18 protein-coding genes and 3 rRNA genes are annotated in these 21,592 nt (G+C 67.7%); 16 read left to right on the top strand and 5 right to left on the bottom strand.

Annotated features, from left to right (window positions below):
* Positions 1–6 precede the first annotated feature (6 nt).
* The gene (locus A6A25_RS19300; RefSeq protein ID WP_073891990.1) at positions 7–1,200 is read left to right on the top strand and encodes a cytochrome P450; all 1,194 of its coding nucleotides are present in this window, start codon (positions 7–9) and stop codon (positions 1,198–1,200) included.
* On the opposite strand, the gene A6A25_RS19295 is transcribed toward A6A25_RS19300, so the two are convergent.
* On the bottom strand, positions 1,167–1,454 hold the full coding sequence (locus A6A25_RS19295) for a hypothetical protein (RefSeq protein WP_143193260.1): 288 nt from the start codon (positions 1,452–1,454) through the stop codon (positions 1,167–1,169). The two genes, A6A25_RS19300 and A6A25_RS19295, sit on opposite strands and share 34 nt — an antisense overlap.
* A 258-nt stretch (positions 1,455–1,712) precedes the next feature.
* Between A6A25_RS19295 and argC the strand changes: the two genes are divergently transcribed.
* The 9 genes from argC to A6A25_RS19250 are packed head-to-tail and all read left to right on the top strand — an operon-like array spanning position 1,713 to position 10,322.
* On the top strand, positions 1,713–2,729 hold the full coding sequence (argC, locus tag A6A25_RS19290) for an N-acetyl-gamma-glutamyl-phosphate reductase (protein ID WP_073891987.1): 1,017 nt from the start codon (positions 1,713–1,715) through the stop codon (positions 2,727–2,729).
* The gene (gene argJ, locus A6A25_RS19285) at positions 2,726–3,898 is read left to right on the top strand and encodes a bifunctional glutamate N-acetyltransferase/amino-acid acetyltransferase ArgJ (RefSeq protein ID WP_073891985.1); all 1,173 of its coding nucleotides are present in this window, start codon (positions 2,726–2,728) and stop codon (positions 3,896–3,898) included. The genes argC and argJ overlap by 4 nt, the downstream gene beginning before the upstream one ends.
* Positions 3,895–4,782, top strand: a complete 888-nt coding sequence (gene argB / locus A6A25_RS19280) for an acetylglutamate kinase (RefSeq protein ID WP_073891984.1) — start codon at positions 3,895–3,897, stop codon at positions 4,780–4,782. Before argJ ends, argB begins: the two co-directional genes overlap by 4 nt.
* Positions 4,779–5,963, top strand: a complete 1,185-nt coding sequence (locus tag A6A25_RS19275) for an acetylornithine transaminase (RefSeq protein WP_073891982.1) — start codon at positions 4,779–4,781, stop codon at positions 5,961–5,963. Before argB ends, A6A25_RS19275 begins: the two co-directional genes overlap by 4 nt.
* A complete protein-coding gene (gene argF, locus A6A25_RS19270; protein ID WP_073891981.1) occupies positions 5,963–6,889 on the top strand; it encodes an ornithine carbamoyltransferase in 927 nt (308 codons plus the stop codon). The genes A6A25_RS19275 and argF overlap by 1 nt, the downstream gene beginning before the upstream one ends.
* Entirely contained in the window at positions 6,886–7,392 is a 507-nt protein-coding gene (locus tag A6A25_RS19265) for an arginine repressor (protein WP_073891979.1), read from the top strand. Before argF ends, A6A25_RS19265 begins: the two co-directional genes overlap by 4 nt.
* Positions 7,385–8,305, top strand: a complete 921-nt coding sequence (locus A6A25_RS19260) for an argininosuccinate synthase domain-containing protein (protein WP_073891978.1) — start codon at positions 7,385–7,387, stop codon at positions 8,303–8,305. The genes A6A25_RS19265 and A6A25_RS19260 overlap by 8 nt, the downstream gene beginning before the upstream one ends.
* A gap of 12 nt (positions 8,306–8,317) precedes the next feature.
* Complete coding sequence (gene argH / locus A6A25_RS19255; protein WP_073891976.1) at positions 8,318–9,709, top strand: argininosuccinate lyase; 1,392 nt, start codon at positions 8,318–8,320, stop codon at positions 9,707–9,709.
* Complete coding sequence (locus tag A6A25_RS19250) at positions 9,693–10,322, top strand: DNA-3-methyladenine glycosylase (RefSeq protein WP_073891975.1); 630 nt, start codon at positions 9,693–9,695, stop codon at positions 10,320–10,322. Before argH ends, A6A25_RS19250 begins: the two co-directional genes overlap by 17 nt.
* A gap of 9 nt (positions 10,323–10,331) precedes the next feature.
* Here A6A25_RS19250 and A6A25_RS19245 read toward each other — a convergent pair whose 3' ends face one another.
* Both A6A25_RS19245 and A6A25_RS19240 read right to left on the bottom strand, forming a co-directional pair.
* A complete protein-coding gene (locus A6A25_RS19245; RefSeq protein WP_198932766.1) occupies positions 10,332–10,853 on the bottom strand; it encodes an EF-hand domain-containing protein in 522 nt (173 codons plus the stop codon).
* Between the two features lie 99 nt (positions 10,854–10,952).
* Positions 10,953–11,411, bottom strand: a complete 459-nt coding sequence (locus tag A6A25_RS19240) for a hypothetical protein (protein ID WP_241828793.1) — start codon at positions 11,409–11,411, stop codon at positions 10,953–10,955.
* A 93-nt stretch (positions 11,412–11,504) separates the two neighbouring features.
* Between A6A25_RS19240 and tyrS the strand changes: the two genes are divergently transcribed.
* The 5 genes from tyrS to A6A25_RS43115 all read left to right on the top strand — a co-directional run bounded on the left by tyrS (position 11,505) and on the right by A6A25_RS43115 (position 19,422).
* Positions 11,505–12,779, top strand: coding sequence for a tyrosine--tRNA ligase (gene tyrS, locus A6A25_RS19235; RefSeq protein ID WP_073891972.1), 1,275 nt, complete (start codon positions 11,505–11,507; stop codon positions 12,777–12,779).
* 824 nt (positions 12,780–13,603) lie between these two features.
* Positions 13,604–15,121 (top strand): 16S ribosomal RNA (locus A6A25_RS19230).
* A gap of 345 nt (positions 15,122–15,466) precedes the next feature.
* A 23S ribosomal RNA gene (locus A6A25_RS19225) occupies positions 15,467–18,546 on the top strand.
* Between the two features lie 362 nt (positions 18,547–18,908).
* A 5S ribosomal RNA gene (rrf, locus tag A6A25_RS19220) occupies positions 18,909–19,025 on the top strand.
* The 16S, 23S and 5S rRNA genes sit together here, the layout of an rRNA operon.
* 199 nt (positions 19,026–19,224) lie before the next feature.
* A complete protein-coding gene (locus A6A25_RS43115) occupies positions 19,225–19,422 on the top strand; it encodes a hypothetical protein (RefSeq protein ID WP_143193258.1) in 198 nt (65 codons plus the stop codon).
* A gap of 3 nt (positions 19,423–19,425) precedes the next feature.
* Here the strand turns inward: A6A25_RS43115 and A6A25_RS19215 are convergent, their stop codons facing one another.
* Together A6A25_RS19215 and A6A25_RS19210 are read right to left on the bottom strand one after the other, a co-directional pair.
* A complete protein-coding gene (locus tag A6A25_RS19215; RefSeq protein ID WP_073891970.1) occupies positions 19,426–19,812 on the bottom strand; it encodes a nucleotide pyrophosphohydrolase in 387 nt (128 codons plus the stop codon).
* Positions 19,809–20,720: an AraC family transcriptional regulator gene (locus A6A25_RS19210; protein ID WP_073891969.1), complete on the bottom strand. Its 912-nt coding sequence runs from the start codon at positions 20,718–20,720 to the stop codon at positions 19,809–19,811. The genes A6A25_RS19215 and A6A25_RS19210 overlap by 4 nt, the downstream gene beginning before the upstream one ends.
* Positions 20,721–20,791: 71 nt before the next feature.
* On the opposite strand from A6A25_RS19210, the gene A6A25_RS19205 reads away from it, so the two are divergent.
* Positions 20,792–21,592: an NAD(P)H-binding protein gene (locus tag A6A25_RS19205; RefSeq protein ID WP_198932765.1), complete on the top strand. Its 801-nt coding sequence runs from the start codon at positions 20,792–20,794 to the stop codon at positions 21,590–21,592.

The following is a 21,592-nucleotide window of genomic DNA, read 5'->3' as shown; positions in this document are numbered from 1 at the left end:
GGCGGCATGGCCGCGATGCCGACGACACCCCTGCACTTCCGCCGGGTGGGGTTCGACCCCGCCCCCGACCTGACCGAGGTCCGCGACACCGGCGGGGTGCGCCGGGTCGACTCGCCGCAGCTGGGCGCGTCGATCTGGCTGGTCACCCGGGTCGAGGACGTCCGCCGGGTCTACGGCGACCCGAGCCGGTTCCGCATCTCCGCGCACCACCTCGTGCCGGGCGCGCCACCGTTGACCGACGAGGAGCTGGCCTCCGTGCGGCCGGGCAACCTGCTCGCGTTCGACCCACCCGAGCACACCCGGCTGCGGCGGCTGCTGGCACCGGAGTTCACCGTCCGCCGGATGCGCCGGCTCGAACCGCGGATCCACGAGATCGTGGACGCCCACCTGGACGCCATCGAGCGCAAGGGGCCGCCCGCCGACCTGGTGGCCGAGTTCGCGCTGCCGGTGCCCGCGCTGGTGATCTGCGAGCTGCTCGGCGTGCCGTTCGAGGACCGGGACGAGTTCCAGCGGCGGTACGCGGAGTTCTTCGACGTGACGCTGTCCTTCGAACGGCGGCTCGCCGTGCAGCACGAGTCCAAGGCCTACCTGACCGAGCTGGTGGCGCGGGCGCGGGCGAAGCCTGGTGACGACCTGCTGGGCATGCTGGCGCGCGACGAGTCCGCCGACCTCGACGACCGCGAGCTGGTCGGCATCGCGGACCTGTTGCTGCTCGCCGGCCACGAGACCACGGCCAACATGCTCGGGCTCGGCGTGCTCGCCCTGCTGCGCCACCCCGAGCAGTTCCGGCTGCTGCGCGACGAGCCCGGACGCGCCGACGCCGCCGTGGAGGAGCTGCTGCGCTGGCTGACCGTCGTGCACACCGGCGTGCCACGGGTGACGACCACCGAGGTCGAGCTGGGCGGCCAGGCGATCGGCCCCGGCGAGCTGATCATCTGCTCACTGCCCGCGGCCAACCGCGACCCGGCGCTCGTGCCCGACCCGGACCGGTTCGACATCGGCCGTGACGCGGGCAGCCACGTCGCCTTCGGCCACGGCGTGCACCACTGCCTGGGCGCGCCGCTGGCCAGGATGGAGATGCGGATCGCGTTCCCCGCCCTGGTGCGCCGGTTCCCCGGCCTGCGCCCGGTCGGGTCCGACCCCGACTACCGCACCCAGCAGGTCGTCTACGGCCTCGGGTCGTTGCCCGTGACCTGGTGACGGCGGTCCTGCGCGTGACCGAGGCCCGCGATGGCCGCGAGCGCGAAGCCGCCGCAGAACAACCCGATGCCGAAGCCCGAGTCGGTCGTGCGCGCCGCCCGGCCCGCGGTTGCCGCGGAGGCGTCGAACCGGTCGTCGGCGGGGATCGGGGCGCCCGGGAACGGGTCGCGGCCCGGGAACCCGTCGGCGCTGACCGAGCCGAGTGCGGGGCCCGGTGTGGAGCCGCACACCACGTCCAGGCCGATGACGGTCATCCCCACGAGCGTGCTGAGCACTCCGACCCAGGCCAGCACCTTCACCCACGGCCGTGCGGTGGTCGGGCCGGGAGAGCCGGTGCGGCGCGGTCTCCGGCCTGGTGAGATGTGCCCCCGTGCGTGGTCGCGCGAATCGTGCATCACGATGAACCCCCCAGTTCCCGTACAGGAAAGCACGACATCGCCGACCGCGCCGCTCGATTCCCGGACCTCGAAACGGATTTGAGTACCTTTGCATCACCGTGCATACTTATCCGCATGACGGTACGGATCGCGGTCGCCGGGGCCAGTGGGTACGCCGGGGGAGAGGTGCTGCGCCTCCTGCTCGGTCACCCGGACGTGGAGATCGGTGCGCTCACCGCCGGCGGCAACGCGGGCTCGACGCTGCTCACCCACCAGCCGCACCTGCTGCCGCTGGCCGACCGGGTGCTCCAGGAGACCACCGCCGAAACACTCGCGGGTCACGACGTCGTCTTCCTCGCCCTCCCGCACGGCCGCTCGGCCGAGATCGCCGCCCAGCTCGGTGACGACACGCTGGTCATCGACTGCGGCGCGGACCACCGGCTCACCGATCCCGCAGCCTGGGACCGCTGGTACGGCGGCACGCACGCGGGCAGCTGGCCGTACGGCCTGCCCGAGCTGCCCGGTCAGCGCGACGAGCTGCGCGGCGCCCGTCGCGTCGCCGTCCCCGGTTGCTACCCGACCGTGTCGTCGCTGGCCCTGGCGCCGGCGATGGGCTTGGTCGAGCCGGATGTGACGGTGGTCGCGGTGTCCGGCACGTCCGGCGCGGGCAAGGCGCTCAAGCCGAACCTCCTGGGCTCCGAGGTGATGGGCTCGCTGAGCGCCTACGGCGTCGGCGGCGCGCACCGGCACACCCCGGAGATCGCGCAGAACCTGTCCAAGGTCGCCGCCGAATCGGTCAAGGTCTCGTTCACGCCGGTGCTGGCGCCGTTGCCCCGGGGCATCCTGGCCACCTGCTCGGCGCCGCTCAAGGACGCCGACGCGGACGTCCGCGCCGCGTACGAGAAGGCGTACGCCGACGAGCCGTTCGTGCACCTGCTGCCGGAAGGCCACTGGCCGACCACGGGCGCGGTGCTCGGCTCGAACGCCGTCCAGTTGCAGGTGGCCGTCGACCGGGACGTGAACCGGCTGGTCGTGGTCGCCGCGATCGACAACCTGGCGAAGGGCACCGCGGGCGCCGCGGTGCAGTGCATGAACCTGGCACTCGGCCTGCCGGAGACCACCGGCCTGTCCACTGTGGGAGTAGCACCTTGAACCGCAACAAAGGCGTTACGGGACCGAAGGGCTTCAAGGCCGCGGGTGTCGCCGCCGGCATCAAGGAGTCCGGCGCACTCGACCTGGCGCTGGTCGTCAACGAAGGACCCGGCCAGGCCGCCGCGGGCGTCTTCACCACCAACCAGGTGAAGGCCGCGCCCGTGCTGTGGTCCCAGCAGGTGCTCAAGGAGCGCAAGCTGCACGCCGTGGTGCTCAACTCCGGCGGCGCGAACGCGTGCACCGGCCCCGAGGGCTTCCAGGACACCCACGCCACCGCCGAGAAGGTCGCCGAGGTGCTGGACGTCGGCGCGATCGAGGTCGCGGTGTGCTCCACCGGCCTCATCGGCGAACGCCTGCCGATGGACAACCTCACGGCGGGCGTGGACAAGGCGGCCCAGGAACTCGCCGCGGGCGACCAGGCGGACCTGAACGCCGCCACCGCCGTGATGACCACCGACACCCACCCCAAGCAGTGCTGGCAGGACCACCCCGACGGCTGGTCGGTGGGCGGGTTCGTCAAGGGCGCGGGCATGCTGTCGCCGAACATGGCCACGATGCTCAGCGTCATCACCACCGACGCGGTGATCGACGGCGACGCCCTGGACGCGGCCCTGCGCGCGGTCACCGCCAAGACCTACGACCGGCTCGACGTGGACGGCGGCACGTCCACCAACGACACCGTGCTCGTCCTCGCCTCCGGCGCCTCGGGCGTCGCACCCAGTCCGGACGAGTTCGCCGACGTGCTCACCGCCGTGGCGAAAGACCTGGTCAAGCAGCTCCAAGGGGACGCGGAAGGCGTGACCAAGGAGGTCTCGATCACGGTCAACGGCGCGCTCACCGAAGCCGAGGCCGTCGTGGTCGCCAAGACCGTCGCCGAGGACAACCTGGTCAAGACCGCGCTGTTCGGCTCCGACCCGAACTGGGGCCGCATCGCGATGGCCGTCGGCCGCTCGCAGGCCACCGTGGACCAGCACAAGCTGGGCATCACGATCAACGGCGTGACGCTGTTCGCCGACGGACACAAGGCCGCCGACCGCGGCGAGGCCGACCTGTCCGGTCGCGACGTCGAGATCGTGGTCGACCTGAACCTGGGCGGGGGCACCGCCACCGTGCTGACCACCGACCTGTCGCACGGGTACGTCGAAGAGAACAGCGCGTACAGCTCGTGATCACGCCCCAGGACAAAGCAGGCATCCTGATCGAGGCGCTGCCCTGGCTGCAGCGGTTCCGGGGCGCGATCGTGGTCGTCAAGTACGGCGGCAACGCCATGGTGGACGACGAGCTGAAGCGCGCGTTCGCGCAGGACATGGTGTTCCTCAAGCTCGCGGGCCTGCACCCGGTCGTGGTGCACGGCGGCGGGCCGCAGATCGCCGCGATGCTCAAGAAGCTCGGCATCGAGAGCGAGTTCCGCGGCGGCCTGCGCGTCACCACGCCGGAGGCCATGGACGTGGTCCGCATGGTGCTGGTCGGCCAGGTGCAGCGCGAGCTGGTCGGTTTGATCAACTCGCACGGCCCGTTCGCGGTCGGCCTGTCCGGTGAGGACGCCCACCTGCTGACCGCCGCACGGCGACCGGCCGTGGTGGACGGCGAGCCGGTCGACATCGGCCTGGTCGGCGACATCGTCGACGTGAACCCGGACGCGGTGCTGGACATCGTGCGCGCGGGCCGCATCCCGGTCGTGTCCACGGTCGCGCCGGACGTGGACGGCGTGGTGCACAACGTCAACGCCGACACGGCGGCGGGCGCGGTGGCGGTGGCGCTGAAGGCCGAGAAGCTGGTCGTGCTCACCGACGTCGAGGGCCTGTACGCGGACTGGCCGGACAAGACCTCGCTGCTGCACCGGGTCGACGCCGAGCGGCTGGAGAAGATGCTGCCGGACCTGGACAGCGGCATGGTGCCGAAGATGGAGGCCTGCCTGCGCGCGGTGCGCGGCGGCGTCGCCGAGGCGCACGTGATCGACGGCAGGCTGGCGCACTCGGTGCTGTTGGAGGTCTTCACCTCCGAGGGCGTCGGGACGATGGTGACCGAGAAGACCGGGACGGACGGGGCATGAGCGACCAGCAGCGGTGGCAGGCCGCGATGATGAACAACTACGGCACGCCCGGCCTGACGCTGACCCGGGGTGAGGGCGCGTACGTCTGGGACGCCGACGGCAACCGGTACCTGGACCTGCTGACCGGCATCGCGGTCAACGCCCTCGGCCACGCGCACCCGGCGATCGTGGCCGCCGTGACCGAGCAGATCGGCAAGATCGGCCACACGTCCAACCTCTACATCAACGAACCCGCGCTGAAGCTCGCCGAACGGCTGCTGGACCTGTCCGGTGTGGACGGTGACGGCCGGGTGCTGTTCTGCAACTCCGGCGCGGAGGCCAACGAGGCCGCGTTCAAGCTGAGCCGCCGCACCGGCCGCTCCAAGGTCGTGGCCACCGAAGGCGGTTTCCACGGCCGCACGATGGGCGCGCTGGCGCTCACCGGCCAGCCCGCGAAGCAAGAGCCGTTCGAGCCGCTGGTGCCCGGTGTCGTGCACGTCCCGTTCGGCGACGTGGCCGCGCTGGAGGCCGCGATCGACGACGAGACCGCCGCGTTCGTCGTGGAGCCGATCCAGGGCGAGAACGGCGTGGTCGTGCCGCCCGAGGGCTACCTTCAGGCGGCCCGCCGGATCACCGCCGAGCACGGCGCGCTGCTCGTCCTGGACGAGGTGCAGACCGGTGTCGGCCGGCTGGGCACCTGGTTCGCGTTCCAGCAGGTCGGGATCGTGCCCGACGTGATCACGCTGGCCAAGGGCCTCGGCGGCGGGCTGCCGCTGGGCGCGTGCATCGCGGTCGGCCCGGCCAAGGACCTGTTCGGCCCCGGCCAGCACGGCACCACGTTCGGCGGCAACCCGGTGTGCTGCGCCGCCGCGCTCGCGGTGCTGGACACGATCGCCGCCGACGGCCTGCTGGAGCACACCGCCGCGGTCGGCAAGGAGATCGCGGCCGGTGTCGAGGCGCTGGACCACCCGCTCATCTCCGGTGTGCGGGGTGCCGGCCTGCTGCTCGGCATCACGCTGCGCGAGGCGGTCTCGGCGAAGGCCGCGGCAGCCGCGCAGCAGGCCGGCTATCTGATCAACCCGATCCAGCCCGACGTCATCCGCCTGGCGCCGCCGCTGGTGCTGGACGAGGCCGACGCGCACCGGCTCGTGGCCGACCTGCCGTCGTTCCTCCCGACCACGACCCCAGGCCAGGAGCCGTGATGGTGCGCCACTTCCTGCGTGACGACGACCTGACCCCCGACGAGCAGGCCGCGGTCCTCGACCTCGCCGACGACTACAAGGCCGACCGGATGACCGCCAAGCCGCTGGCCGGTCCGAAGTCCGTGGCGGTGATCTTCGAGAAGAACTCCACCCGGACCCGGCTGTCGTTCGAGGTCGGCATCGCCCAGCTCGGCGGCAACCCGGTGATCATCGACGGCCGGTCCATGCAGCTCGGCCGCGAGGAGACCATCGAGGACACCTCCCGCATCCTGTCCGGGTACGTCGAGGCGGTGGTGTGGCGGACGTTCGCGCAGAAGCGCATCGACGCGATGGCGTCGGTGTCCCGCATCCCGGTGATCAACGCGCTGACCGACGAGTTCCACCCGTGCCAGGTGCTGGCCGACCTGCAGACCCTCCGGCGCGTGCACGGCAAGCTGGCCGGCCTCACCGTCACCTACCTGGGTGACGGCGCGAACAACATGTCCCACTCGATCCTGCTCGGCGGCGCCACCGCGGGCATGCACGTGCGGATCGCCGCGCCTGCGCTGTTCCAGCCGCTGCCGTGGGTGCTGGACGACGCCCGCAAGCGCGCCGCGGACACCGGCGGCTCGGTGACCGTCATCGAGGACCCGCGCGAGGCGGTCGACGGCGCGGACGTGCTGATGACCGACACGTGGACGTCCATGGGCCAGGAGAACGACGGCCGCGACCGGATGCGCCCGTTCCGGCCCTACCAGCTCAACGCCGACCTGGTCGCCGCGACCGGCGTGAAGACGACCGTGCTGCACTGCCTGCCCGCCCACCGCGGCCAGGAGATCACCGACGACGTGCTCGACGGGCCGCACAGCGCCGTGTGGGACGAGGCCGAGAACCGGCTGCACGCCCAGAAAGCGCTGCTGGTGTGGCTGCTGGAGCAGTCGCGATGACCCGGACCGCGCGGCAGGCCCGCATCGTCGAACTGGTCACCCAACGCGCCATCCGCAGCCAGTCCGAACTGGCGAAGACGCTGGCGGTGGAAGGCATCGAGGTCACCCAGGCCACGCTGTCGCGCGACCTGGACGAGCTGGGCGCGGTCAAGCTGCGCGGACCCGACGGCGGCGCGCCCGTCTACGTCATCCCGGAGGACGGCAGCCCGGTGCGCGGCGTGCAGGGCGGCACATCCCGCCTCACCCGGCTGCTCGGCGAACTGCTGGTGTCCGTGGACCACTCGGGCAACCTCGCCGTCCTGCGCACACCGCCCGGCGCCGCCCAGTTCCTGGCCAGCGCGCTGGACCGGGCCGCGCTGCACGACATCGTCGGCACCATCGCCGGTGACGACACCATCCTCGCCGTGGCGCGGGAACCCCTCACCGGCGCGGACCTGGCCGCCAGGGTGACCGCGCTCGCCGCGGGCGAGGACCAGTCGCCGCCGGAGGAGCACCATGGGTGAGCGGGTCGTCCTCGCCTACTCCGGCGGGCTCGACCCCTCGACGGCCGTCGGCGGGCACGCCGAGGTCGTCGCCGTCGCGGTGGACCTCGGCGAGCACGACGAGGACCCGGCGACCACCCGCGCGCGGGCGCTGGCCGGCGGCGCGGTCGAGGCCGAGGTGATCGACGCCCGCGACGAGTTCGCCGACCGCTACTGCCTGCCCGCCCTGCGCGCCAACGCCCTCCGGCCGGCGTCCGCGCTGCTGCCGCCGCTGGTCGCCCAGCACCTGGTCGAGGCCGCCCGCCGGCACGGCGCGACGACCGTGGCGCACGACCGCACCGGCGCCGACCGGATCCGCTTCGAGACCGGTGTCCGCGCCCTCGCGCCCGACCTGGAGGTCGTCGCCGTCGCAGGGGCCGACGAGCCGGTGCCACCGCGCCCGCCGGTGCGGATCGAGCCGGGCGACCCCGACGAGCTCGTCCTCACGTTCGACCGGGGCAGGCCGGTCGCCGTCGACGGCGAGACCGTGACCATGCCGCAGGCCGTCCGGGAGCTGAACCGGAGGGCGGGCGTGTCCGGGACCGGCCGCCTGACCGGCGTCCGCGCCTACGAGACGCCGGGCGCGAGCGCGTTGACCACCGCGCATCAACAGCTGGAGGACGTCACCCTGGAGCCCGACCTGGTCCGCTTCAAGCGGCGGGTCGAGCGGCGCTGGGGTGCACTGGTGCACGAAGGCCTGTGGTTCTCGCCGCTCAAGCAGGCGTTGGACAGCTTCATCGACACCACCCAGCGGCACGTGTCCGGCGAGGTCCGGCTCGTGCTGCACGGTGGCCGCGCGGTCGTCACGGGCCGGCGCGGCGAGGAGGCGCTGTCCGACCTCGGCCTGGGCTTCGGGCAACCCCGGCGCCTGCCGGACAAGATCGCCGCGACGTAGGGATTCGATCACGTGAGTTCATTGTGGGGTGGCCGGTTCGCCGGAGGACCGGCCGAGGCGATGGCGCGACTGTCGGCGTCGACGCACTTCGACTGGCGACTCGCCCCGTACGACATCAGGGGTTCCCGCGCGCACGCCCGCGTGCTGCACCGGGCGGGCCTGCTGACCACCGACGAGCTGGACCGCATGCTGGCGGCGCTGGACGCCCTGGAAGCCGACGTGGCGTCCGGGTCGTTCACCCCGACGCCGGCCGACGAGGACGTGCACACGGCGCTGGAGCGCGGCCTGATCGAGCGCGCCGGACCGGAGCTGGGCGGCAAGCTGCGCGCCGGCCGGTCCCGCAACGACCAGGTGGCCACGCTGTTCCGGATGTGGCTGCGCGACGCCGCCGGGCGGGTGGCCGCGGGCGTGCTGGACGTGGTCGAGGCGCTGGCCGACCAGGCGTCCGCGCACGCCACCGCCGTCATGCCCGGCCGCACGCACCTGCAGTCCGCGCAGCCCGTGCTGCTCGCGCACCACCTGCTCGCGCACGGCCAGGCGTTGCTGCGCGACGTCGACCGGCTGCGCGACTGGGACAAGCGCACCGCCCTGTCGCCGTACGGGTCGGGCGCGCTGGCGGGCTCGTCGCTGGGCCTGGACCCGGCGGCGGTGGCCGCCGAGCTGGGCTTCGACGGGCCGGTGGAGAACTCCATCGACGGCACCGCGTCCCGCGACTTCGCCGCCGAGATCGCGTTCGTGCTGGCCATGATCGGCGTCGACCTGTCCCGCATCGCCGAAGAGGTGATCATCTGGACGACCGCCGAGTTCCGCTTCGCGGTGCTGGACGACGCGTGGGCCACCGGCAGCTCGATCATGCCGCAGAAGAAGAACCCCGACGTCGCCGAGCTGACCCGGGGCAAGTCCGGCCGGCTCATCGGCAACCTGACCGGCTTGCTGGCCACCTTGAAGGCACAGCCCCTGGCCTACAACCGGGACCTGCAGGAGGACAAAGAGCCCTTGTTCGACTCGGTCGAGCAGCTGGAACTCCTGCTGCCCGCGCTGGCCGGGATGATCGCCACCATGCGGTTCGACACCGGGCGGATGGCCGCGGCGGCGCCGGCCGGGTTCACCCTGGCCACCGACATCGCCGAGTGGCTGGTCCGGCAGGGCGTGCCGTTCCGGGTGGCGCACGAGGCGGCGGGCGAGTGCGTCCGCGTGGCCGAGGGGCGCGGCGTCGGGCTGGAGGAGCTGACCGATGAGGAGTTCGCCACCATCTCGCCCGCGCTGACCCCCGAGGTGCGTAGCGTGTTGACCGTGGAAGGGTCCATCGCGTCACGGGACGCGCACGGCGGCACCGCCCCCGACCGGGTCGCCGAGCAGTTGAAGAGGTTGCGCGACAAGGTCTCCGTTGCCCGCAACACCTAGGCAGTTCACCGAGCAGGAGCTCGCCGTCGACCCCGTCGACGCCGCGCGGCTCCTGCTCGGCGGCATCATCGAGTCGACCACCGACGAGGGTGTGGTCGGCGTGCGGATCGTCGAGGTGGAGGCCTACCGGGGCGGCGACGACCCGGCGTCGCACTGCTACCGGGGCCGCACGCCGCGCAACGACGTGATGTTCGGCCCGGCCGGTCGGCTCTACGTGTACTTCGTCTACGGCATGCACTTCTGCGCGAACGTGGTGTCGCTGACCGACGGCGTGCCCGGCGCGGTGCTGCTGCGCGCCGGCGAGGTCGTGACCGGCTCGGCACTGGCCCACGCCCGCCGGCCGTCCGCCCGCAGCCACGCCGAACTCGCCAAGGGCCCGGCCAGGCTGACCGGCGTCCTCGGCCTCGACCGCGGGCACAACGGGGTCGACCTGACCGAGCCGGACGCGACCGTGCGGCTGCTCGCGGGCGACCCGGTGGACGAAGCCGACATCCGCACCGGCCCCCGTGTCGGTGTGGCCGTGGCGGTGGACGTGCCGTGGCGGTTCTGGATCGACTCACCGGCCGTCAGCACCTACCGCCGGGGCACCCGCCGCACCCGTGTCGTCACCTGAACCCGGGGATCAGATCTCGCCGAAGACGTGCGTGCCGGGCGCGTCCGCGTCGTCACCCGCCCAGAACTCCACCCAGTGCTGCACGAACTCCGACTTCGAGATCTCGCCGTCACCGTCGAGGTCCAGCCGGGCGAACACGGCGTCGGTGGGTGTGTCGTCCCCGGTCCAGGCGTGGATCATCCGGCCGTACTCGGGCGCGGACACCCGACCGTCGGCGTCCTCGTCCACCGCCTCGAACATCGACTCCGCGGTGGCCACGACCAGGTCGAGCATGGTGCCGAGGTTGTCCACCACCTTGAGCACCTCGTCCACCGTGACCTTGTCGTCGCGGTCGTGGTCGGACGCCTCCCGCAGCGCGTCCCACCAGCTCATCATGATCTCGCGCAACCGCCCCTGCTCGGCACTGCCCCGGATGTGCACCCACCGGTCCGTCAACGCCTCGAAATCGGCCCGCTCCAGGAACCCGTCACCGTTCGAGTCCATGGCGGTGAACACGATGGAGGTCTTCTTCCGCTGCAAGTCGCTGGCCACGCAAGCAAACTTGGTCGCCGAACGCCACGAGGACAATTGACCAGCCGGGGCAAACCTCTGCGCGCCAGAGTGACACCGTGGTGACCGTAGGTAGCGCGACTACCGCACCGTCCGCCGGTACCACACGCGCCGTTCGTGCGCGGGCAGCGCCATCCGGCTGATCACGCTGGTCAGCACCGCGCCGATCAGCAGCCACAGCAGGGCGGCCAGGCCGTCGTTGAACAACGTCCGCAGGGCTTCGTTCGCCGGCGTGAACAGGTCGCGCAATCCCAACGACACCGCGGCCGACCACGACTCGATCAGCTGGGCGAACCCGTTCGCCGGGTTGGCGCCGCCGATCACCAGGAAGATGTGGATCGCCAGCACGATCGCGAACAGCCAGCAGATCACGTCGATCACGGCGCACACGACGCGCACGGTGCGCACCCGGCCGTCACCCCGCTCGACCACTTCCTCCTCCCGCGGGTACGGCGCTTCCTGCCGGTACACCTGCTCCTCGGAGGGCATGAACTCGGTCGGACGGTCAGCGGGACGTCGGTCGCGGTCTCTATAGGTCATCGCGGCGGTCCTCTCACTAGTGCCCCCTCGGCGACTACCCGCCGGCGACACCGCCTCAAACTGCTTTGACCAGGTAGAGGAGAATGGCTGCCCGTGAGCGAGCACATCCTCGATGAGCTGTCCTGGCGCGGCCTGATCGCGCACTCCACCGACCTCGACGCGCTGCGGAAGGATCTCGACGCGGGTCCGCTCACGCTCTATTGCGGTTTCGACCCGACCGCGCCCAGCCTGCACGCCGGCAACCTCGTCCCGCTGCTCATGCTGCGCCGCTTCCAGCGCGCCGGGCACCGGCCGATCGTCCTCGCGGGCGGTGCCACCGGCATGATCGGCGACCCACGTGACAGCGCCGAGCGCGCGCTCAACCCGCTGGACACGGTCGCCGAGTGGGCTGGGCGCATCCGCGGCCAGCTGGAGCGGTTCGTCGAGTTCGACGACAGCCCCACCGGCGCGATCGTGGCCAACAACCTGGACTGGACCGGCCCGATGGGCGTGCTGGAGTTCCTGCGCGACGTGGGCAAGCACTTCTCGGTCAACGTCATGCTCGCCCGCGAGACGGTGAAGCGCCGCCTCGACGGCGAGGGCATGTCGTACACCGAGTTCAGCTACCTGCTCCTGCAGTCGCACGACTACCTCCAGCTCAACCGGAAGTACGGCACCACGCTCCAGGTGGGCGGCTCCGACCAGTGGGGCAACATCCTCGGCGGCGTCGACCTGGTCCGGAAGGTCGACGGCAAGTCGGTGCACGCGCTGACCGCGCCGCTGGTCACCGACGCCGAGGGCCGCAAGTTCGGCAAGTCCACCGGCGGCGGCAACGTGTGGCTCGACCCGGCGATGACCTCGCCGTACGCCTGGTACCAGTACTTCGTGAACGTGGGCGACGCCGACGTGATCCGCTACCTGCGGCTGTTCACCTTCCTGACCAAGGAGGAGATCGCCGAGCTGGAGCGGCAGACCGCCGAGGCGCCGCACCTGCGGGCCGCGCAGAAGAAGCTGGCCGAGGAGTTCACCAACCTGGTGCACGGCGAGCACGAGACCAAGCAGGTCATCGTGGCGAGCCAGGCCCTGTTCGGTCGCGGCGAGCTGCGCGAGCTGGACCTGTCCACGCTGGAGGCCGCGATGGCCGAGGCGCCGACCGGCGACGTCCGCCTGGCGGACGCGCCGACCATCGTGGACCTGCTGGTCAGCTCCGGGCTGGCGGACAGCAAGGGCGCGGCGCGGCGAACCGTGAAGGAGGGCGGCGCGTACGTGAACAACTCGAAGGTCACCGACGAGGAGTGGGTGCCCGCCAAGGAGGACCTGCTGCACGGGTCGTGGCTGATCGTCCGGCGCGGCAAGCGCAACACGGCAGGGGTGCGCGTGCAGGTCTGACCTGCGCGAACAACCCCACCGAGCGTCACCTCGAAGGCCGTCGGTCCCACCAGGACCGGCGGCCTTCGCGTCATTCGAGTGTGATCGCGGTCACACTGTTGCCGATGGACCGGGTCCGATAGCGTGAGGTGGACTGCGGCACGGGCTGCTGACCTGCGGTTTCAGCCTGTGGCGCGGTGCTGCGCCCCCGATTTGACCTCCGGTTCGGGTGCGTGTAACTTTCTCCATGTCAGCACGGAACGGGCCGGGAACACCGGAACGGAGTGCGGCAGGTCACGAACCAAGCTCCCGCTAGCGTGGTAGAGTGGGTGACCTCGGAACGGAAGACCCAGTCCAGGCTCGTCTGAGCCGTTGCGACCAGGGCGTCTGGCTTCCAACACAAGCTTCAGCGAAACACAAGCCTCAGATCGAGCCGCGCGAGCGGTGAGTGATGATGTGCGCGTGTTCTTTGAGAACTCAACAGCGTGCCGAATAGCCAGTAAATTTATGAACCTCGTCAAGAGGTTTCCTTTGAGGTTGTTACTGGACAACTGACAGTATTTGTCAGTGTTGTTCGGAGCGATCGAACTCATTCCTTATTGGAGAGTTTGATCCTGGCTCAGGACGAACGCTGGCGGCGTGCTTAACACATGCAAGTCGAGCGGTAAGGCCTTTCGGGGTACACGAGCGGCGAACGGGTGAGTAACACGTGGGTAACCTGCCCTGTACTCTGGGATAAGCCTGGGAAACTAGGTCTAATACCGGATACGACCCTCGGGGGCATCTTCGGGGGTGGAAAGTTCCGGCGGTACGGGNGTGTTGTTCGGAGCGATCGAACTCATTCCTTATTGGAGAGTTTGATCCTGGCTCAGGACGAACGCTGGCGGCGTGCTTAACACATGCAAGTCGAGCGGTAAGGCCCTTCGGGGTACACGAGCGGCGAACGGGTGAGTAACACGTGGGTAACCTGCCCTGTACTCTGGGATAAGCCTGGGAAACTAGGTCTAATACCGGATACGACCCTCGGGGGCATCTTCGGGGGTGGAAAGTTCCGGCGGTACGGGATGGACCCGCGGCCTATCAGCTTGTTGGTGGGGTAATGGCCTACCAAGGCGACGACGGGTAGCCGGCCTGAGAGGGTGACCGGCCACACTGGGACTGAGACACGGCCCAGACTCCTACGGGAGGCAGCAGTGGGGAATATTGCACAATGGGCGAAAGCCTGATGCAGCGACGCCGCGTGAGGGATGACGGCCTTCGGGTTGTAAACCTCTTTCAGCAGGGACGAAGCGCGAGTGACGGTACCTGCAGAAGAAGCACCGGCTAACTACGTGCCAGCAGCCGCGGTAATACGTAGGGTGCGAGCGTTGTCCGGAATTATTGGGCGTAAAGAGCTCGTAGGCGGTTTGTTGCGTCGGCTGTGAAAACTTCACGCTTAACGTGGAGCCTGCAGTCGATACGGGCAGACTTGAGTTCGGCAGGGGAGACTGGAATTCCTGGTGTAGCGGTGAAATGCGCAGATATCAGGAGGAACACCGGTGGCGAAGGCGGGTCTCTGGGCCGATACTGACGCTGAGGAGCGAAAGCGTGGGGAGCGAACAGGATTAGATACCCTGGTAGTCCACGCCGTAAACGGTGGGTGCTAGGTGTGGGGGACTTCCACGTTCTCCGTGCCGCAGCTAACGCATTAAGCACCCCGCCTGGGGAGTACGGCCGCAAGGCTAAAACTCAAAGGAATTGACGGGGGCCCGCACAAGCGGCGGAGCATGTGGATTAATTCGATGCAACGCGAAGAACCTTACCTGGGCTTGACATGCACCGGAAACCTGCAGAGATGTAGGCCTCTTCGGACTGGTGTACAGGTGGTGCATGGCTGTCGTCAGCTCGTGTCGTGAGATGTTGGGTTAAGTCCCGCAACGAGCGCAACCCTCGTTCCATGTTGCCAGCGCGTTATGGCGGGGACTCATGGGAGACTGCCGGGGTCAACTCGGAGGAAGGTGGGGATGACGTCAAGTCATCATGCCCCTTATGTCCAGGGCTTCACACATGCTACAATGGCCGGTACAGAGGGCTGCTAAGCCGTGAGGTGGAGCGAATCCCACAAAGCCGGTCTCAGTTCGGATCGGGGTCTGCAACTCGACCCCGTGAAGTCGGAGTCGCTAGTAATCGCAGATCAGCAACGCTGCGGTGAATACGTTCCCGGGCCTTGTACACACCGCCCGTCACGTCACGAAAGTCGGTAACACCCGAAGCCCGTGGCCCAACCAGCTTGCTGGGGGGAGCGGTCGAAGGTGGGACTGGCGATTGGGACGAAGTCGTAACAAGGTAGCCGTACCGGAAGGTGCGGCTGGATCACCTCCTTTCTAAGGAGCATCTGCGGGTGGCACTTGTGCTGCTCGGAGGCCACGCGGTCGGCGAACGATCGATCGGTGGAGCTCAATATTGTGGATGCTGGCTAATGCAGAACCTCGGGTTGTCCGCGGAGTTAGTACTGTTCCTTCGGGAGCGTGGAAGGGTCCGTCGAGGGTTCAGGGTTTCTGTTCGGTACGCTGTTGGGTCCTGAGAGAACACGTGAGTGTTTTCTTCAGCGAGAAACGACAGGGCGACCTCCGCCTTCGAACCGCCGGGTTGATCCGGTAGGCGTTGGCAGTAGTGGGGTGGTGTCTGGTTGTTCTTTGAGAACTGCACAGTGGATGCGAGCATCTTTGTGGCAAGTTATTAAGGGCACACGGTGGATGCCTTGGCACCAGGAGCCGATGAAGGACGTAGGAGACTGCGATAAGTCTTGGGGAGCTGTCAACCGAGCTGAGATCCAAGAATTTCCGAATGGGGAAACCCGGCCCCAGTCATGTGGGGTCACCCACGTCTGAACACATAGGGCGTGTGGAGGGAACGCGGGGAAGTGAAACATCTCAGTACCCGCAGGAAGAGAAAACAACCGTGATTCCGTGAGTAGTGGCGAGCGAAAGCGGAAGAGGCTAAACCGTATTCGTGTGATACCCGGCAGGGGTTGCGTGTACGGGGTCGTGGGACCTGTTGGTCAGTTCTGCCGGACTGGCAAGGAGTCATAAAACGGTGTTGTTAGCGGAATGCGTCTGGAAAGCGTGGCCGTAGAGGGTGAGAGTCCCGTACGCGAAAACATACCGTCTCCTAACGGTGTTCCCAAGTAGCAGCGAGCTCGTGGAATTTGCTGTGAATCTGGCGGGACCACCCGCTAAGCCTGAATACTCCCTGGTGACCGATAGCGGACTAGTACCGTGAGGGAAAGGTGAAAAGTACCCCGGGAGGGGAGTGAAATAGTACCTGAAACCGTGTGCCTACAATCCGTCGGAGCCTTTCGGGGTGACGGCGTGCCTTTTGAAGAATGAGCCTGCGAGTTAGTGCTGCGTGGCGAGGTTAACCCGTGTGGGGTAGCCGTAGCGAAAGCGAGTCCGAATAGGGCGTCAGAGTCGCGTGGTCTAGACCCGAAGCGGAGTGATCTAGCCATGGCCAGGGTGAAGCGTGGGTAAGACTGCGTGGAGGCCCGAACCCACCAGGGTTGAAAACCTGGGGGATGAGCTGTGGTTAGGGGTGAAAGGCCAATCAAACTCCGTGATAGCTGGTTCTCCCCGAAATGCATTTAGGTGCAGCGTCGTGTGTTTCGTGCCGGAGGTAGAGCACTGGATGGTCTAGGGGGCCCACAAGCTTACCGAAATCAACCAAACTCCGAATGCCGGTACGTGAGAGCGCGGCAGTGAGACTGCGGGGGATAAGCTTCGTAGTCGAGAGGGAAACAGCCCAGAACGCCGGCTAAGGCCCCTAAGTGTGTGCTAAGTGGGAAAGGATGTGGGGTCGCCCAGACAACCAGGAGGTTGGCTTAGAAGCAGCCACCCTTTAAAGAGTGCGTAATAGCTCACTGGTCAAGTGGTCCTGCGCCGACAATGTAGCGGGGCTTAAGCACACCGCCGAAGCCGTGTCATTCCAGTGTATGCTGGGATGGGTAGGGGAGCGTCGTTCAGCCATTGAAGCTGCAGGGGAACCTAGTGGTGGAGGCTGGACGAGTGAGAATGCAGGCATGAGTAGCGAAAGCAGAGTGAGAAACTCTGCCGCCGGATGACCAAGGGTTCCTGGGCCAGGCTAATCCGCCCAGGGTAAGTCGGGACCTAAGGCGAGGCCGACAGGCGTAGTCGATGGACAACGGGTTGATATTCCCGTACCCGTGTGAACGCGCCCATGGCGAACCTTGTGATACTAACCGCCCAAAGCGCTATGGGAGTCTTCGGACGACTGTGGTTGTGGAGCGCGGGACCTGAACTTGTAGTAGTCAAGCGATGGGGTGACGCAGGAGGGTAGCTCCGCCAGTGAGTGGTAGTACTGGTGTAAGCGTGTAGGCCGACGTGTAGGCAAATCCGCACGTCATGTAGGCTGAGACGTGATGCATAGCCGATTGAGGCGAAGTAGGGTGATCCCATGCTGCCGAGAAAAGCCTCTAGTGAGTGTTCATGCGGCCCGTACCCCAAACCGACACAGGTGGTCAGGTAGAGAATACCGAGGCGATCGGGCGAACTGTGGTTAAGGAACTCGGCAAAATGCCCCCGTAACTTCGGGAGAAGGGGGGCCGAGGGATTTGAAGCCCCTTGCGGGCTAGGATTTTTCGGCCGCAGAGACCAGCGAGAAGCGACTGTTTACTAAAAACACAGGTCCGTGCGAAGTCGCAAGACGATGTATACGGACTGACGCCTGCCCGGTGCTGGAACGTTAAGGGGACCGGTTAGCTCTTCGGGGCGAAGCTGAGAACTTAAGCGCCAGTAAACGGCGGTGGTAACTATAACCATCCTAAGGTAGCGAAATTCCTTGTCGGGTAAGTTCCGACCTGCACGAATGGCGTAACGACTTCTCGACTGTCTCAACCACAGGCCCGGCGAAATTGCATTACGAGTAAAGATGCTCGTTACGCGCGGCAGGACGGAAAGACCCCGGGACCTTTACTATAGCTTGGTATTGGTGTTCGGTTCGGCTTGTGTAGGATAGGTGGGAGACTGTGAAGCTGTGACGCCAGTCATGGTGGAGTCGTCGTTGAAATACCACTCTGGTCGTACTGGATGTCTAACCTCGGTCCGTGATCCGGATCAGGGACAGTGCCTGGTGGGTAGTTTAACTGGGGCGGTTGCCTCCCAAAGGGTAACGGAGGCGCTCAAAGGTTCCCTCAGCCTGGTTGGCAATCAGGTGTCGAGTGCAAGTGCACAAGGGGGCTTGACTGTGAGACCGACGGGTCGAGCAGGGACGAAAGTCGGAACTAGTGATCCGGCCATGGCTTGTGGAAGCGTGGTCGCTCAACGGATAAAAGGTACCCCGGGGATAACAGGCTGATCTTGCCCAAGAGTCCATATCGACGGCATGGTTTGGCACCTCGATGTCGGCTCGTCGCATCCTGGGGCTGGAGTAGGTCCCAAGGGTTGGGCTGTTCGCCCATTAAAGCGGTACGCGAGCTGGGTTTAGAACGTCGTGAGACAGTTCGGTCCCTATCCGCCGCGCGCGTAGGATACTTGCGGAAGGCTGTCCCTAGTACGAGAGGACCGGGACGGACGGACCTCTGGTGTGCCAGTTGTCCTGCCAAGGGCATTGCTGGTTGGCTACGTTCGGAAGGGATAACCGCTGAAAGCATCTAAGCGGGAAGCCTGTTCCTAGATGAGGTATCCCACCCTTTGTGGGTTAAGGCCCCCAAGAGACTATTGGGTTGATAGGCCGGAGATGGAAGGTCGGTAACGGCTGGAGTTGACCGGTACTAATAGGCCGAGGACTTGCTCACGAACATGCTACGCATCCACTGTGCGGTTCTGAAAGAACCGAACCGGACCATCCTGGTCCTGGCACGGGAGTGTCGGGGTCGGGGTGCCTACGGGTTGGTAATTTCATAGNGCGGGAAGCCTGTTCCTAGATGAGGTATCCCACCCTTTGTGGGTTAAGGCCCCCAAGAGACTATTGGGTTGATAGGCCGGAGATGGAAGGTCGGTAACGGCTGGAGTTGACCGGTACTAATAGGCCGAGGACTTGCTCACGAACATGCTACGCATCCACTGTGCGGTTCTGAAAGAACCGAACCGGACCATCCTGGTCCTGGCACGGGAGTGTCGGGGTCGGGGTGCCTACGGGTTGGTAATTTCATAGTGTTTCGGTGGTCATAGCGGTTGGGGAACACCCGGTCCCATTCCGAACCCGGTAGTTAAGCCTTCCAGCGCCGATGGTACTGCACTCGTGAGGGTGTGGGAGAGTAGGACGCCGCCGAGCATACTTCGACCCTCAGGGGCACTCGTTGATTCGAGTGCCCCTGAGGGCTTTTTGGCGTCTCGTAAAGGCTTTCCACCAGGTTTCCACGCGACCGCGAACCGTCACTCCCCGGTTGTCTCCACCGCTATTCGGGCGATGCTCCTGGCGCGACTGGGTGACGCTCCGCGCACAGCCTTTGTCCGTCCCTACGGTAGCCCGCATGAGCAGCGGTGGATGGACGAGGGAGGCGCCGGTGCCGTGGCGAGCGCGCAGACCGAGCAGATCACTCAGAGCGAGCAGACCGAGGGGCAGGCACGCCCGCGCCCGCCACTCGTCGGAGACCCCGGTCTGGGTTTCGCTGTTCCTCGCCCTGGTGGTGCTCATCTCCCTGATCTTGTTGCTGCTCACCTACGTTTGACGGTCATTCGACGGGCTTCAGGTCACCGGTCGGGAATCGCCGCTCGTTGCGCTCGATCTTGGCGAACGCTGCCTCGATGAGGTCGACATCGAGCTTGTCGGCCAGCCGGACCAGGTAGTGCATGACGTCGGCCAGCTCGTCACGCACGTTCCACGCCAACTCGGGGTCGTCCATCGCGTGCGCGGCCTGCTCGGGCGTGAGCCACTGGAACAGGTCGGTCAGCTCTCCGACCTCCCCGGACAACGCCATCACGAGGTTCTTCGGGGTGTGGTACTCGTCCCAGTCCCGCGCGGCGGCGAACCGGCGCAACGCGTCGCGCAGGTCGTTGAGGGTCGCAGCGTTGGTGCCCGCAGAGTCGTTGCCCGGAGAGTCGTTGCCCGCAGAATTCATGCCCGCAGAGCTACCACACGGTGGTCGCTGGGGCGCACCCCGCGTACCCGTTTGAACGCCGTGCTGAACGCGAACCCGTCCGCGTACCCGACCGCACGGGCCACCGACCCCACCGTGGCGTCCGGCTCGCGCAGGAGGTCCGCGGCGACGTCCATGCGCCACCCGGTCAGGTAAGTGAGCGGCGGCACGCCGACCAGTGCGGTGAACCGTCGTGCCATCGCCGCCCGCGACACCCCGGCGCGCGCCGCGAGTTCCGCGACGGTCCACGCGCGCTCCGGCTCGTCGTGCATCGCACGCAGAGCGGGCCCCACGACCTCGTCACCCAACGCCCGGTACCACGCCGGCGTTTCCGCCTCCGGCCGGTCGAACCACTCCCGCAACGCGTACACCAACAGCAGCTCCAGCAGCCGTTCGAGCACGATGTCCTGCCCGGCCTGGTCCTTCGCCACCTCCGCGGCCAGCACGTCCAACGTGGGGCAGTGCTCGTCGTCGCACGGCACGACGATCGTCGACGGCAGGGCGTTGAGCAGCCGCCTCGCACCGCCACCGTCGGCCGAGTAACCCGCGGTGATCACCAGCGTGTCGCCGTCCGGGTCGAGCCCGTAGGTGCGCGTGCCCACGCGCCACTGCTCGCAGTCCGGTTCGCCCACCTCGATCTGTGGTGGTGTCGACGGGTCGTCGGCCAGCACGTACCGCAGCCCGCCGCGGATCAGCCCGAGCGAACCGGGTCGCAGGAGCACGCGGGTGCCGTCCTCGACCAGCAGCCACGTGTCGCCGCGCACGGCCGTCACGAGCGTGAACGGCGCCGTCACCGTGAAGGCCAGCGCCCACGGCGGTGAGGCGAACGAGCGGCACACGTCGGCACGTTGCGCGCGCACGCCGCGCAGGAGATCGGTGAGAGCGTCCACGTAGACGATTGAACATGGATCCGGGACGGTGAGCCATGTTCCGTCCAGCACGATCTTGATTGTCTTGTGGCATGACAATCCTGGTTCTCGGAGCAACCGGCAAGACCGGTCGTCGCGTCACTTCCGCCCTCGACGCCCTCGGCGTCGCCCACCGTGCCGTGTCCCGCAGCACGGACATCCGGTTCGACTGGTCCGACCAGTCCACTTGGGCCTCGGCCCTGGACGGTGCCACCGCCGTGTACGTCGTGCCCATGGCGGCGAACCTGGACGACGCCGAGGTGGCGGCGTTCGTGCCGCAGGCGGTGCGGGCCGGTGTGCGGCGGATCGTCCTGCTGTCCGCGCGCGGTCTTTCCGCGGACGACGGCCGCGAGCGTGCCGTGCGCGAGTCCGGTGTGGACTGGACGATCCTGCGGCCGACGTGGTTCTCGCAGAACTTCAGCGAGGACTACTTCCTGCCGCAGATCCTGTCGGGCGAGGTCGTGCTGCCCGCCGGCGGTGACGGCGGGCACCCGTTCATCGACGCGCGGGACATCGCCGACGTGGCGGTGGCGGCGTTGACGCAGGAAGGGCACGCGGGCGTCACGTACGAGCTGTCCGGGCCGGAGGCGTTGAGCTACGGCGAGGCGTTGGCGCGGATCGGGGAGGTGTCGGGTCGTTCGATCCGGATCAGGGACGTGCCCGCGGCCGACTACACCCGGATGTTGGCGGAGGCCGGCTTCGGGGAGGCGTACGCGGAGGTGCTCACGATGTCGCTGACCGCGGCCCGCGACGGCTACGACGCCGAGCTGTCCGATGGCGTGCCGTCCGTGCTCGGGCACGACGGGCGGCTGTTCGGCGACTACGTGAAGGAGGCGTCCGCCGTGTGGGCCTGA

Origin of the sequence: Saccharothrix sp. CB00851 (assembly GCF_001905065.1) — a bacterium.
In the GTDB taxonomy this organism is placed as follows: domain Bacteria; phylum Actinomycetota; class Actinomycetes; order Mycobacteriales; family Pseudonocardiaceae; genus Actinosynnema.
The sequence above is the reverse complement of the archived record's forward strand: the minus strand, read 5'-3'. Positions and strand labels throughout refer to the sequence as shown.

Excerpts from the sequence above, each read along its gene's own strand:
- A6A25_RS19300 (WP_073891990.1), top strand. The coding sequence starts at position 7 with ATGGCCGCGATGCCGACGACACCCCTGCACTTCCGCCGGGTGGGGTTC.
- A6A25_RS19295 (WP_143193260.1), bottom strand. The coding sequence starts at position 1,454 with ATGACCGTCATCGGCCTGGACGTGGTGTGCGGCTCCACACCGGGCCCC.
- argC (WP_073891987.1), top strand. The coding sequence starts at position 1,713 with ATGACGGTACGGATCGCGGTCGCCGGGGCCAGTGGGTACGCCGGGGGA.
- A6A25_RS19275 (WP_073891982.1), top strand. The coding sequence starts at position 4,779 with ATGAGCGACCAGCAGCGGTGGCAGGCCGCGATGATGAACAACTACGGC.
- argF (WP_073891981.1), top strand. The coding sequence starts at position 5,963 with ATGGTGCGCCACTTCCTGCGTGACGACGACCTGACCCCCGACGAGCAG.
- A6A25_RS19265 (WP_073891979.1), top strand. The coding sequence starts at position 6,886 with ATGACCCGGACCGCGCGGCAGGCCCGCATCGTCGAACTGGTCACCCAA.
- A6A25_RS19260 (WP_073891978.1), top strand. The coding sequence starts at position 7,385 with ATGGGTGAGCGGGTCGTCCTCGCCTACTCCGGCGGGCTCGACCCCTCG.
- A6A25_RS19240 (WP_241828793.1), bottom strand. The coding sequence starts at position 11,411 with ATGACCTATAGAGACCGCGACCGACGTCCCGCTGACCGTCCGACCGAG.
- A6A25_RS43115 (WP_143193258.1), top strand. The coding sequence starts at position 19,225 with ATGAGCAGCGGTGGATGGACGAGGGAGGCGCCGGTGCCGTGGCGAGCG.
- A6A25_RS19215 (WP_073891970.1), bottom strand. The coding sequence starts at position 19,812 with ATGAATTCTGCGGGCAACGACTCTCCGGGCAACGACTCTGCGGGCACC.
- A6A25_RS19205 (WP_198932765.1), top strand. The coding sequence starts at position 20,792 with ATGACAATCCTGGTTCTCGGAGCAACCGGCAAGACCGGTCGTCGCGTC.